The sequence below is a fragment of the Trinickia soli genome (assembly GCF_002879855.1).
In the GTDB taxonomy this organism is placed as follows: domain Bacteria; phylum Pseudomonadota; class Gammaproteobacteria; order Burkholderiales; family Burkholderiaceae; genus Trinickia; species Trinickia soli.
Genome location: NZ_PNYB01000012.1, coordinates 57,164 through 69,770 on the forward strand (window position 1 = coordinate 57,164; position 12,607 = coordinate 69,770).

The following is a 12,607-nucleotide window of genomic DNA, read 5'->3' on the forward strand; positions in this document are numbered from 1 at the left end:
CGTGCGGAGAGACCACTATAGGAGTTCATCGCGAACTTGTGCTTAACGTCGAATAAAGATGCCGTTAAACCAGCTTGAATGGTTGTTCGCCCAGGGCGGCGGTAGACGCTGCTGCAGCCGGCAGCCGACGGTCTTTGACGTCGGCGTCGGCTGCCTGGGCAAAACCGCGAAGTTCAATCGGCGATGAACTGCCGATAGCGAACGACGCTCATTACGGATTCACGATCTGCTGCAGATAGTTGGTAATGATCGATTGCGTGAACCCGCACATTTGATCCACCTCACTGACGCCTTGTGACGAACTGACGTAGGCGCGGCCATAGCTATCCGTGTAGCCCGCCACCATCTGCGCCATGTCTTCGCCGAACACCGTCGCGCTGACGATCACGCCGGGCTGGTTGTATGCCCATTGCTGTTGATAGCTTCCATCGAGGCCGATTTGAGTCTGCGGCACGAAGAACTGCGTGTAGTACTGCTGCTTCGTGAAAGGGCCGGCCCAACCGCCTGACGTCACGCCGAAACCGTCGTCGGAGAACAGGTTGTAGACGAGCGAAGTGGGCGGAAACGCGGGATTGCCGCTCGCGAGAGTCTGCATCCACCATTCGTTGAGCGTCACGTAATCGCCCACTTGCTGCGCGCCGTTGTACCACACGGATAGATCGTCGTCCCGATCGGCGACGTATTGCGAACAATCCCCGCCGGGCCCTGTCACCGATGCAATCGTCCCATCCCACCATTGCTTATCGGGCGCGCGATTCGGATAGGTACGCGACTGGATTCCATAAAGCTGCGAGCTGATCTGGATCTTGAGATTGTCCGTATAGCTCTTGACAAGCTGTTGCGACAACAGCGCCCAGTACTCGTCGCCGTTGACGACGGTCTGCGGCGTATAGGCCAGCATACCGAGCGCCACGCTGCGCCCGGAGAGCGGATCGGCGTACGGTGATTGCCAGAGGTTCTGCAGATCGTCTCCGCTCGCTTGTTGGAGATTGTCGTGCATCTGCGTGACGTAATCGATCGTCGCGTTGGTCGCATCGACGAGCATGTTTTGATATTGCTCGAGCGAGAACGTCCCGCCGCTGCTCTTGGTGGCGTCGATCGCCACCTGTACCCCGGTCGACACGAGGGCAGCCAGTACGCCGCCCACGCCCGGGATGGCGTTGAGGCAGGCCTGCACGGCGCCGAACAGGCAGTCGACGAGAATCTGCATGGTCGGATCGGCGATCGGCGCGGCGGTGAAATCGACGAAGACGCCCGCGGTCAGCGACGATGCAACGCTCTCGCAGTTCTGCAGCGCCAGATACGTCTGGTGCAGGACCGCGACTACCGTATCCACGTTATCCGGGCTCGCCTCGGGCAAGGGCCCGAGATCGTATTCGGGGATGCCGATCAGCCCGCGCGTGGTGGCCCATTCCCATGTCGGCCAGCCTGCGGCGTACCCGAGGTTCTGCGCCACGCGCATCACGGCGTTGGCCCACACGGCGGGGTCCGTGAGATCGACGAGCTTCGTCGGCTGCCCCAGTGAGAAATACAGCTGCGTGTTCGGCGCGTCATAGAAGGACAGTGGCGGATAGCTCTGCGTGAAGACGAGGGCCGATGCATTGACGCCGTCGCTGACGTAGGTCGGAATGGCGAGTTGATTCGCGCCGTTCGCTTGCGCAGTTGCCCAACGCATGATCGCTTGCCCGCAGGCTTGGGGATTGTTCGAGTCGTATCCGGGCAGGCTGGCGATCGGAATCTGCACGACGCTGAGCCCCGGATGGCTGACAAAGCAAATGACGCCCCATGTGCCGTTGCCGACTTCCCAGGTTGGAACGGCGCCCGCGAAACCTTGTGCTTGCGCCCACTGCATGACGGTGTAGACGGCGTACTGGCCCATCGGCACGGAGGCATTGGGCGGCGCGTACGGTGCGAGATCGACGGTGCTGACGTCCTGCCATTGGACGAGCTGCGTGGCTTGTGAGGGAGGCGGGATTTCCCTGAAGGCGGAACGAAGGGCTTTCGATGCGGCGGTCACGATAGGTCTCCTACGCGAAACGTCGGTGAAGATAGCCGCCGCGGATTTCACGGCGGCCGGGGGATGCGCCGGATGGCGCGAAATCGCTGTCTTTTTTATACGGCTGTTTCATTCGGCTTTTTGTGCATTAACGCAGCATGCACGTGTTCGTTATTGCGAATGCCCGGTTTTTCGTTTTGCCAATGGACGTTGGCGCGAGAGTCCTCGGTGCGCCAGGCGCATCGGGGCGCCGTTATCGTCGGTAATTGAAGCAGGTATGCGTAGGGAATGCAATCTGCCTCATTATGACTCTCGGTGACGGTAATCCTCAATTTACAACCACCGTAGCTTCACAGTTGGATACAACGAACGATGCCCTAGCGAACGTTTGAGTGAGGCGGGCGGTCAGGGCCTCCGCGCGGTCTGCGTCCGTTTCGCCGGATCGTCTTTGAACAATGCGACCGGGTTATCGCAGCAATTGGCCTCAAGGGTCAATGCGCGCTTTCAGCTCATTTACGGGCGCTTTGCTTCTGTTCGGCAACACCAGATTGAGCCGCCCGCTCTGCACGTATTTCGCCAGATCCCATTCCGAGCGGATCAGGATTCCGTGCCCGTCCAAGGCCCAGCGAAGCACGATGTCGCCGTCGTTGCTGGACAATGCGCCTTTCACTTTGATCGCCTCGGTATGATCGTTCACGATGTAGCGCCAAACACCGTACGCGTCGTCGTTTTGCCGATGGATGATGCACCGGTGTTCGGCCAGATCCACGACGCGTTCGGGCGTTCCGTATTTCTCGAGATATTTCGGCGACGCACAGAGGACGCCCGGGCGTTGGTGAAGGAGGGTTCGGAGGAGATCAACCGCAGCTCGCATTCAGTGCCGCCTTTCTAAACGCAACGAGTCGCTCCAACCTCCGGTGTCGATTGCTCTGCCACCATCATCGCTCGCACTCGCAGCGCAATGGTTGGATACTGGCGGAAGATCCAGGCGTTTTCGGGGATGTCTATGTCGCCCGTGCGAGTCATTGCGCTGACGCTGCTCACAATGGTCGCGTTTGCAGCGAATTCGCTGCTATGCAGGCTTGCCCTCAGGGGCACCGACATCGATGCGGCGAGCTTTACGTCGGTCCGTATCGCGTCGGGGGCCCTCGCGCTCTCGATGATCGTGCGGCTTCGGGGCGGCAGGCCAAGCGGCGCCGGAAACTGGCTGTCGGCGCTGGCGCTGTTCGCCTATGCGGCTGCATTCTCCTTTGCATACCTGAGCCTGCCGGCGTCCACTGGGGCCCTGCTTCTGTTCGGCGCCGTGCAGACAACCATGATCGGCTACGGCATCCGAAAGGGCGAACGCTTTCACAAGCGGCAATGGATCGGGTTGACATGCGCGTTGGCCGGCCTTGTCGGGCTGCTGCTTCCCGGTCTCTCAGCGCCACCTCCCGGAGGCGCCGCCCTTATGGTCGGTGCCGGCGTCGCTTGGGGGATCTATTCGTTGCGCGGCAAGGGCGCAGGAAATCCGACCGCGGTGACGGCCGGCAACTTCCTGCGCGCAGTGCCACTTGCCGCTGCGCTCAGTGCCGCCATGTTTACCCACGCTTCGATTGATTGGGCCGGTTTCGGGTACGCAACGGCGTCCGGTGCAGTGGCCTCCGGCATGGGCTACGCCATCTGGTATACGGCGTTGCCCGGTCTGAAAGCTGGCAACGCGGCCACGGTGCAATTGAGCGTGCCGGTCATCGCGACGCTCGGCGCAGTTGCATTTCTGGGAGAGAGCGTGACCATTCGAATCGTGTTGGCCTCGGCAGCAATCCTCGGAGGCATTGCGCTGGTTGTGATGCATCGGGGAACCCGGCACGACCGGCCGGTGTAATAGAGCGGCAAGCCGCGAACCCATGCAAGACGCTGCGCCGGCGGCAACGCATTACCGCGGCACGAGCGTCTCTCCGTTCATCTTCGAAGCCACGTCGGCGGATCTGGCGATAGAATGCGCCGATGACTACCTATGTTGCTCTCTTGCGAGCCGTGAACGTCGGCGGCACAGGCAAACTCCCTATGTCCGAACTGCGGGCGATGTGCGAGTCGCTTGGCTTTGCCAAGGTACGCACGTATATCGCAAGCGGCAACGTCGTCTTCGAAAGCAAGCTCTCTGAAACTTCTGTGAAGAGCCGGCTGGAGCGTTGCCTGGAGACATCCACCGGCCTGCAGGTAGGCGTTCTGATCCGAACCGGTGTGGAGCTGGCCGCGGTTCTCGCGGACAATCCTTTCCGGTCAGCGGCACCGAATCGAACAGTCGCCATATTCCTCGATGCGCCTCCGCCAACCGACACCCTGGCCGGCGTGAGCGGCCAACAGACGGAAGAGATCGCGCTCGGAAAGCGTGAGATTTACGTGCATTACGGAAACGGAATGGCGGAATCGAAACTGAAGATCCGGGCCGCCAAGGCCGGAACCGCCCGCAACATGAACACAGTGGCAAAGCTCGCCGAATGGGCGGCAGCGTAGACCGATCTTCATCAGGCACAAGAGCGCGATTGGTTGCGAGCGCATGATCGGGGCTGGGGATCGGGCCGAGAGACAAAATGTCTGGCAGGCAAGTGGGAACTGCAGGGCCCATGTGGGCCCAGACGGCTCCGCGCCAACCTTTGCCACATGATCAGCGTTCTTTTTCCAAGAACGCCGAAAGGGTGCATAGGGCCTTATTTTGCCGGCACCAGGATGGGCGCCCCCTTGTCTTTCAGCAGCATCACGAGGAACTTTGCCGGCTGCGTCTGGCTCGCGTTGCGCCCCACCGTGTGGATATCGTTCGGCCCTTCATAGAAAGTTTGACCAGGCGTCAGCGTGACTTCTTTGCCGCCCTTGACCTGCATCACGATCGATCCTTCCAGTACATAAACGAATGCGGACGCATTATGCCGATGGACGGGATCGACGGCGCCCGGCGGATATTCGACCGTGATCATCACGGCCTCCTTGCCCGGATACTGCTCGAGCGTCTTCGTCATCAGCGGTGTAACGACGGCTTCGGGCGCAGCGGCCCACGCCGCCCCCATGAATGGACTGGCGACGACAGCCATCGTCAACGCGATTTTTTTCAAGCGAAGCATGGTGATGTGCTCCAAATATGACCGGAGGCCCGTACGCGCGGGCCGGAGATGCCGAACGTTCAAGCGAGTTGCGCCTTGTCCAGGCCGTAGGCCTTGTCGGCCGAACCGGGCACGGCTTTGAACGCGATGCTCGCGCGGTTCCATCCGTTGATGGCCATCACTTGAAACGTCAGGTCAGACAGTTCCTTCTCGGAGAACTGCGTTCGCACTTGCTCGTAAATGTCGTCGGACACGCCGTGCTCGGGTAGCTTTGTCAGGACTTCCGTCCACGCAAGCGCGGCGCGTTCACGTGGCGAGAACAGGGTCGATTCGCGCCAGATCGTGACGTGATGCAGGCGCAGTTCGCGCTCTCCATGGATATGTGCTTCCTTGACGTGCATGTCGACGCAAAAGCCACAGCCGTTGATCTGCGATGCGCGGAGCGTGACGAGATCACGGATCGTTACTTCGATTGCGCTCTCATGCAACTGATTGCTGAACTCCAGGAACTTCCTGAACAATTCCGGCGATTGCTGAACATAGTTGATACGCTGCGTCATGACTTCTCCTGGGCACAATAAGCGAGGGTCCGCGCTTCGCGGATGCTGACGGCGGCAATGCGCCGTATGGAGTCATAGTAGGAACGCGCGGGGTTTTGGAGTAGACCTACGGAAGGACTCATAGTGTTGCCCGTGCCGCACCAATGGTTTTCAAGCAGCTTTTCGATGCCGTAATGGAGGCCTATTGTGCAGCGAGCTTTTTGCTGTGCCTGCGCATACCTTCGAAGATTTTGTCCGAGACGTCTTGGGGAAAACCATCCGGCAACTGTGCCGCGACGTGATCGATAACCGTCTCTGTCATTCCGGTTAGTGAGTCGATCATCTCCTCGACCTCCTCCGTTGTCAGCGTGACGCGCTGCCCTTGCGCAACCCAATGACGTCGACGGATCTCGCTGATAGCGTAGTGCGCATTCTTGCTGCGCACTGCCATGGAGAGCTTGACGCGAGGTGCAGAGATCTGGTTCCGTCCGTTCCCAATGATTGGGTGGGCGGACAGCACATCATAGAGCGGCGTGGCTACGTAACGGTTTGAATGGAGATGAGCGATGCTGAAATTCTTTGCGTGGCCGTCGGTCGCCGCGAGGATCCAAAAAATGATCTGCGCCTTGAAGAAATTGGGCTGGTCGACCCCGGCCTGTTCGGAGCCCGCGAGAATGCCCATAATCTGCTGGATACCAGGGCCGCCATCCGCTTCGTATTTGCTGTTGGAGGACGTACCTGTGGCTTGGCACATATCCTCCTGGGGCAGGCGCAGGAACCAGGAGCCGTCGCTCGACAATCGACGGTCGAATCTCTCCACCACGAGCACTTTCTGATCCTCGAAAGTGCCGATTTCGCAGTTGGCGATCGGCAATCCATAGGCGGCAACGATTTTCGAGCACAGCCACTCGTTTTCGATAGATGAGCGCATGTCGGCACGCATGTTGCCTACCAGCCCGAGCGGGAGCTTCAGGATATGCGTGGTGGGGGTGCTGCCCTCCGGCCGGAGCCACCGGTTGCCATGCCACAAAAGCGCGCTTTTCTCCTGTGCGCCTGCGATGGAGAGTTGAAGATCGTCAAGGGACTCATGCCTGTAATTGACAGAAACAGTATAGAACCTGTATCTAGCCGTATTACAACGGATTAACTGTAAATTGCAAATACAGGAAAAAGCCTGTTGAGAGTCTTCCTATTCCTTAACCCGGAGCATGCGCTTGTGATTCGTGTGGACGCCTTCGCGCTCCACGAGTGCATGCAGCTAATGGGATACCGCCATCGCCTCCCGCTTCGCATGCGGGCTCAAGGCTTTCCCCTGACGAAAACCTTCAGCGCTTCCCTGTCGAGCATCGCCTCGGCCAATAGCTTTCCTCAGCCGCGCGTTTTCAGCTTCGAGAACATTGACCTGGCGCACTTCCGATACCGCTATCCCACCGAACTCCGTACTCGTCAGTTATCGATGCCTACAGGTCAACTGACTCTACCCAAGGACTGATTTCAAAGAATTGTCAGCCGATTGTGCGCAACGCTAAAGGTTTGTATAACCGTACCGTTAACGTGGGTACCGAGCGCGCGGCATGGCTTTGTGCCGCGGTCGACTTCAATGTACCCAGAGAGCCTACGTTCTTGCGAAACAATCAACCTGTCACCCAGCGCGAGTTCGAGTTGCCGGACAACGCGACGCTGATGTCGACGACCGACACTCAGAGCCACATCACGTATGCCAACACGACCTTCGTCGAAGTCAGCGGCTTCAGCGCTGACGAGCTCCAGGGCCAGCCGCACAACATAGTGCGGCACCCGGACATGCCCACGGAAGCCTTCGCTGACATGTGGGCCACGATCAAAGGCGGCGAACCCTGGACTGCGCTCGTGAAGAACCGGCGCAAGAATGGCGATTACTACTGGGTACGCGCCAATGCAACGCCGGTGGTGCGAAATGGCCGGCCAGTGGGATACATGTCGGTACGCACCAAGGCGACTCGCGAGGAGATCGAAGGCGCCGAGACGCTCTACCGCAGTTTTCGCGAAGGAAAGGCCGGTAGCCGCCGTTTTCACAAAGGCCTGATCGTGCGCACCGGTTTGGCGGCCTGGACTTCCATGCTCCAGACCATGACCGTGCGCTGGCGCATCCGTTCGGCACTGCTGGTCCTCGCGCCGTCAATCGTCCTCGGCGCGTGGGCACTGGGTGTCGCGGGTGCCACGCTCGGCGGCGTTGCCGGCGTTGCCGGCATTGGTTCGCTGCTTGTCTCATTGTGGCTCGAAGCGCAGATCTCGCGGCCGCTCGAGCACATGCGCGAACAGGCGCTGCGTGTGGCCTCGGGCGAAAGCCAGAAGGTCGAGCATATCAATCGGGTTGACGAGATCGGTATGACCCTGCGCACGATCAGTCAGCTCGGTTTGATGTTCCGCTGGCTGATCGACGACGTCAGCGGGCAGGTGTTCAATGTACAAACCGCCAGCAACGAGATCGCGCAAGGCAACAACGATCTAAGCGCGCGCACCGAGCAGGCCGCGACGAATGTGCAGGAGACGGCAGCGTCCATGACGCAGATGACCGCCACCGTGCAGAGCAACGCCGAAACGGCCACCCAGGCCACCCAACTCTCGGGTACGGCAAGCGCCGCGGCGGCCAGGGGCGGGCAGGCAATGTCCGAGGTGGTGACCACGATGCATGAGATCACCGACAGCTCGAAGAAGATAGCCGACATCATCACCGTCATCGATGGAATCGCATTTCAGACGAACATCCTGGCGCTGAACGCGGCAGTCGAGGCAGCTCGTGCGGGCGAGCAGGGGCGTGGCTTTGCGGTGGTCGCTGCCGAGGTCCGCTCGCTCGCGCAACGGAGCGCCAGCGCGGCCAAGGAGATCAACGTTCTCATCAGTGCGAGCGTCGAGAAGGTTGAATCGGGCGCAAGGCTGGTCGATGGCGCCGGCAAGACCATGGACGATATTGTCATGCAGGTGAAGCGTGTCTCGGATCTGATTGCCGAGATCAGCTCGGCGACCATTGAACAGAGCAGTGGCATTACCCAGGTCGGCCAAGCCGTCAGCGAACTCGATCACATCACTCAACAGAACGCCGCGCTTGTGGAGCAAAGCGCTGCAGCGGCTGAAAGCCTGAAGCATCAGGCAACGCGTCTGGTCGAGGCAGTGAGTGTTTTTCGCTGACGCGGGTTGACCCCTTTACGCAAACGGGAGCGTTCCGGGTGACGCCTTTCTGACCGTTGCCCGCGCGGCAGTCACCCTTTCGACCCGCGCTCGATGGGGCCCGCGCCGACTTACTCGCTGCAGTGCGCCCCTGATCCCGTTCGTCCTTCACCGCGACGATCGTCGCCTACCTCGCGAATCGGGATCACCGTGCGGCCGCCGCAGTGTCGCAATAGATCCCGCAATTCGACGATGACCGGGAAGACTTCGTGATTCCAATCGGCGCCTTGTTGGTCGTGGGCCTCTTGCTCGCGCTCGACGATCCAGCGGTCCTCCTTGAAGATGCGTTCGGTAAACCACACCAGCAGCGGCCAAGCCAGGTCGAGCGCAAACGGAACGCCTGGCCTGCGAATCGAGAGCAGGCCGAACGTGCGATTGGTGCGTTGCTGCGCATCGAGCGGCACGTAGACGATCCAAAGGTCCATCACCAACGTGCCGCTACCGGAGCGAATCCGGAGCGTCTGATACGGATAACCGGTGCGCACCGTCATCACGTCCTTATCGTTTTGATCGCCGTCCTTCTTGGCGGCGCCGAACACGAGGGCCTCGCCTACGGGCTGCTTGCCCTCCATGCGGGCGAACGTGTAATCGACTTCCACCCAATCTTCGCCGCGACGGCGACCCAGCGAGCGCGCACGCATCTGCCCCATCTGCTTCCGATGCAGAAACTGATGGTTCATGTCCATCAGATTCTCGTGCATGAAGGAGTAGTGGCACTTGACCTCGCGGCCGAAACGGCGTGTCTTGTACGCTTTGTCGACGACCGAGGGCAGATCAGGCAGCGGCCGCTCGTCGGCAAGCGCGGCCTCGCCGGGAAAGACGAAGATCAGACCGTACATCTCGCGGCATGGGTAGGCGCGCACGCCGTTCGGTAACCGCTCACGCCCCAGATACGGAACGTCGACGCACCGACCGGTGCAGTCGTAAGTCCAACCGTGATAGCCGCATCGAATCGACTCGCCGTCCACCACGCCCGCGTGCAACGGCACCTGCCTGTGAGCACACCGGTCTTCGAGCGCGAATACGTTCCCGGAAACGGTGCGCACCAGAACGATCGGATCGCCGGCGAAGCGCACGCCGAGGGTCTTGCCGCGCTTCAATTCGCTTGACCAGGCGAGCGGATACCAGTGATCGGGATGGATCGGGACGCGGCGCAAATCGCGTACCGGTGCGGTTGCGGGTAGGTCGATAGCACTGCTGGGCTGCAACGGCATGGCATGCATGCGTGAGGCCTCCTTGCATATCGGGAGCGGCGGCCGTCGCCTTGAACGGACGCATCGGCGAACGGGGACCTAGCGCAGTCTACGCGAAACCGGTCGATTGTTCGACAGGGCCAACCGCTGCGGGAGCGGCGAACCGCCACGAACGGCCCGAGGCGCCGAAGCGGACTGCATCGGCGCGCCACTGCGTGCTCGATCAGAAGAGACGCGCCTGGCCCGACATCACCGTGTCGAAGTCGCTGCCCATGAAGGCGAGAATCGCATCGGCGACGGGTTGCAGTTGTCGCTCGATATAGAAGCCGTAATCGATCGGCGCCGCCAGCGTCTCGAGCGGCTGCGGGCCGGCCACGGTCATGACATAGCTGATCCACCCGCCGTTCTGATACTGGAGCGGCCGCCCCCTCGCGCGATTGAATTCGTCGGCGACGCGTGCCGCGCGCACATGCGGCGGCACGTTGGCGCGGTACTCGTGCAGCGGGCGCCGCAGGCGTTTGCGGTAGGCGAGCTGGTCGTCGAGTTCGCCGCTCAACGTTCGCCGCACGTAGTCGCGAATATAGTCGGCATAAGGTTCGCGCTTGAATATGCGTCGATACAGTTCGCGTTGGAATTGCTGCGCGAGCGGCGTCCAATCCGTGCGGACGGTTTCGAGCCCTTTGAACACGATCTCATCGTCACCGTTCTGTGCGTGCGTGAGTCCCGCATAGCGCTTCTTGCTCCCTTCTTCCGCGCCACGCACCGTCGGCATGAGAAAGCGCGAATAGTGACGCTCGAATTGCAGTTCAAGCGCGCTGTCGAGCCCGTAGCGCTCGCGCAAGTGCGCCTTCCACCAGGCATTGACGTGTTCGGCGAGCGCATTGCCGATTTTTACGGCGTCTTCCTGGGCGTAAGGTTGCCGGAGCCAGACGAATGTCGAATCCGTGTCGCCGTAGATCACGTCGTAGCCTTTGGCCTCGATGAGCTCGCGCGTCTGACGCATGATTTCGTGCCCGCGCATCGTGATCGACGATGCGAGCCGCGGATCGAAGAAGCGGCAACCGGACGACCCGAGCACGCCGTAAAACGCGTTCATGATGATCTTCAGCGCCTGCGACAGCGGTGCGTTGTGTTGACGCTTGGCGCGATCGCGGCTTTCCCATACCTGGCGCACGATTTCCGGCAGGCAGTGCTTGCGTCGCGAGAACCGCGCGCCGACAAACCCCGGCACGGACGCTTCGTCGGAAGGATCGGACAAGCCTTCGATCAGACCGACGGGGTCGATCAGGAAGGTGCGGATGATCGACGGATACAGGCTTTTGTAGTCGAGCACGAGGACCGAATCGTAGAGGCCGGGACGCGAATCCATGACGAATCCGCCCGGGCTGTTCTCACCCGCGACATCGCCGAGATTCGGCGCGACATAGCCGAGACGATGCATGCGCGGAAGATACAGATGCGTGAAGGCCGCCACCGATCCTCCCATTCGATCGACGGGCAACCCGGTCACCGAAGCGCGCTCGAGCAAAAAGGCGATGAGATCCGCCTTCTCGAAGATACGCGTGACGAGTTCGCAATCCTTGAGGTTGTATTGCGCGAGGGCGGGCTTATCCTCGTCGAACCGGCGCTGGATTTCGTCCATGCGTTGGTAGGGATTGTCGATCGATTTGCCTTCTCCGAGCAGCGATTGCGCGACGTATTCGAGGCTGAACGAAGGGAAGCTCCAGGTGGCCGAGCGCAGTGCTTCGATCCCGTCGATGATGAGGCGGCCGGCGGCCGCGGCGAAATAGTGCTGCGCGCGCCTGCCGTGTTCGCGCCATTCCATCTCGGCATCACCACGCCCCAGGCGCAGTGGCACACCGCATTGTTCGGCCTGCGCGCGCAGGATGCGCAAATCGAACTGAACGAGATTCCAACCGATGACGGCATCCGGGTCGTGCTCGGCGAACCATGCATTCAGACGCTCGATCATCTGCGCCCGGGTGTCGCAGTAGTCGAGCTGAAAATCGAGGCCGCTCGCGTCGCCGTTTTCGGGCGCAAGCATGAACACCTGACGTTGTCCGCACCCTTCGAGCGCGATCGAATACAGATCCCCATGTGCGCTCGTTTCGATGTCGAGCGAGACGAGCCGGAGTTGCGGGCGATATTGCGCTGCGGGCTTCATCTCGCCGTTCAGCAGGCGGCCGTGCTCGTCGGCCTCGCCGCGAAAAAGCACGGGCGCCGTGATGAATCGCTCCATCATGTAGCGATCGGGCGGCTGAATATCGGCTTCGTAGATGTCGAGGCCCGCTTGCGCCATGCGTTTGCCAAGCCCTGCGAGATGGCGGTATTGCTGTGTGTAGAGCCCAAGCACCGGACGCTGTCGAAAATCCTTCAGCGAGAGCGGGCGCAGTTCGGCTCGCGTATCGCCGTTCAACGCCTGCTCGGCCGCAGCGCGCTGGTCGAGAGGGATGAAGGCCACGGACGGCTGATTGCGCAACCGCAAGAGTCGCGGCCCGGCTTGCGTGGACAGCCAGAATTCGACCTCGGTATGCGTGCCGGAATCGCGCCAGTGACGCGTCAAAACGTAGCCCTCTTCGAACTCGGTCAAAGCCA

At 61.0% G+C, this 12,607-nt stretch carries 8 protein-coding genes and 3 pseudogenes; 3 read left to right on the plus strand and 8 right to left on the minus strand.

Features of this window, described 5'->3' with window-relative positions; translation table 11 throughout:
* Window positions 1-211: 211 nt before the first annotated feature.
* Window positions 212-2,017 carry a hypothetical protein gene (locus tag C0Z19_RS15320; protein WP_102610689.1) on the minus strand — a complete coding sequence of 602 codons (1,806 nt, stop codon included), beginning with the start codon at window positions 2,015-2,017 and terminating at the stop codon, window positions 212-214.
* A gap of 511 nt (window positions 2,018-2,528) precedes the next feature.
* Window positions 2,529-2,870 (minus strand): annotated as a pseudogene (locus C0Z19_RS15325) (LysR substrate-binding domain-containing protein); the annotation flags it as partial.
* A gap of 132 nt (window positions 2,871-3,002) precedes the next feature.
* On the opposite strand from C0Z19_RS15325, the gene C0Z19_RS15330 reads away from it, so the two are divergent.
* Both C0Z19_RS15330 and C0Z19_RS15335 read left to right on the plus strand, forming a co-directional pair.
* Complete coding sequence (locus C0Z19_RS15330) at window positions 3,003-3,860, plus strand: DMT family transporter (protein ID WP_102610807.1); 858 nt, start codon at window positions 3,003-3,005, stop codon at window positions 3,858-3,860.
* A 122-nt stretch (window positions 3,861-3,982) separates the two neighbouring features.
* On the plus strand, window positions 3,983-4,492 hold the full coding sequence (locus tag C0Z19_RS15335; protein WP_102610690.1) for a DUF1697 domain-containing protein: 510 nt from the start codon (window positions 3,983-3,985) through the stop codon (window positions 4,490-4,492).
* Between the two features lie 194 nt (window positions 4,493-4,686).
* On the opposite strand, the gene C0Z19_RS15340 is transcribed toward C0Z19_RS15335, so the two are convergent.
* The 4 genes and pseudogenes from C0Z19_RS15340 to C0Z19_RS28720 form a co-directional block, all read right to left on the minus strand.
* Window positions 4,687-5,094 carry a cupin domain-containing protein gene (locus tag C0Z19_RS15340; protein WP_102610691.1) on the minus strand — a complete coding sequence of 136 codons (408 nt, stop codon included), beginning with the start codon at window positions 5,092-5,094 and terminating at the stop codon, window positions 4,687-4,689.
* Window positions 5,095-5,153: 59 nt separating this feature from the next.
* Window positions 5,154-5,633 (minus strand): carboxymuconolactone decarboxylase family protein, encoded by a 480-nt coding sequence (locus C0Z19_RS15345; protein ID WP_102610692.1) that lies wholly within the window; start codon window positions 5,631-5,633, stop codon window positions 5,154-5,156.
* A gap of 181 nt (window positions 5,634-5,814) precedes the next feature.
* Window positions 5,815-6,705: pseudogene (locus tag C0Z19_RS15350) on the minus strand (HipA domain-containing protein); the annotation flags it as partial.
* A 177-nt stretch (window positions 6,706-6,882) separates the two neighbouring features.
* Window positions 6,883-7,050 (minus strand): annotated as a pseudogene (locus C0Z19_RS28720) (IS3-like element IS407 family transposase); the annotation flags it as partial.
* Window positions 7,051-7,235: 185 nt separating this feature from the next.
* Between C0Z19_RS28720 and C0Z19_RS15360 the strand changes: the two are divergent.
* Window positions 7,236-8,780: a methyl-accepting chemotaxis protein gene (locus tag C0Z19_RS15360; RefSeq protein WP_102610695.1), complete on the plus strand. Its 1,545-nt coding sequence runs from the start codon at window positions 7,236-7,238 to the stop codon at window positions 8,778-8,780.
* Window positions 8,781-8,890: 110 nt separating this feature from the next.
* Here the strand turns inward: C0Z19_RS15360 and C0Z19_RS15365 are convergent, their stop codons facing one another.
* A complete protein-coding gene (locus C0Z19_RS15365; protein WP_102610696.1) occupies window positions 8,891-10,042 on the minus strand; it encodes a Rieske 2Fe-2S domain-containing protein in 1,152 nt (383 codons plus the stop codon).
* Window positions 10,043-10,235: 193 nt separating this feature from the next.
* On the minus strand, window positions 10,236-12,602 hold the full coding sequence (locus tag C0Z19_RS15370) for a DNA polymerase II (protein ID WP_102610808.1): 2,367 nt from the start codon (window positions 12,600-12,602) through the stop codon (window positions 10,236-10,238).
* Between the last annotated feature and the right edge of the window lie 5 nt (window positions 12,603-12,607).

Excerpts from the sequence above, each read along its gene's own strand:
- C0Z19_RS15330 (WP_102610807.1), top strand. The coding sequence starts at position 3,003 with ATGTCGCCCGTGCGAGTCATTGCGCTGACGCTGCTCACAATGGTCGCG.
- C0Z19_RS15335 (WP_102610690.1), top strand. The coding sequence starts at position 3,983 with ATGACTACCTATGTTGCTCTCTTGCGAGCCGTGAACGTCGGCGGCACA.
- C0Z19_RS15340 (WP_102610691.1), bottom strand. The coding sequence starts at position 5,094 with ATGCTTCGCTTGAAAAAAATCGCGTTGACGATGGCTGTCGTCGCCAGT.
- C0Z19_RS15345 (WP_102610692.1), bottom strand. The coding sequence starts at position 5,633 with ATGACGCAGCGTATCAACTATGTTCAGCAATCGCCGGAATTGTTCAGG.
- C0Z19_RS15365 (WP_102610696.1), bottom strand. The coding sequence starts at position 10,042 with ATGCATGCCATGCCGTTGCAGCCCAGCAGTGCTATCGACCTACCCGCA.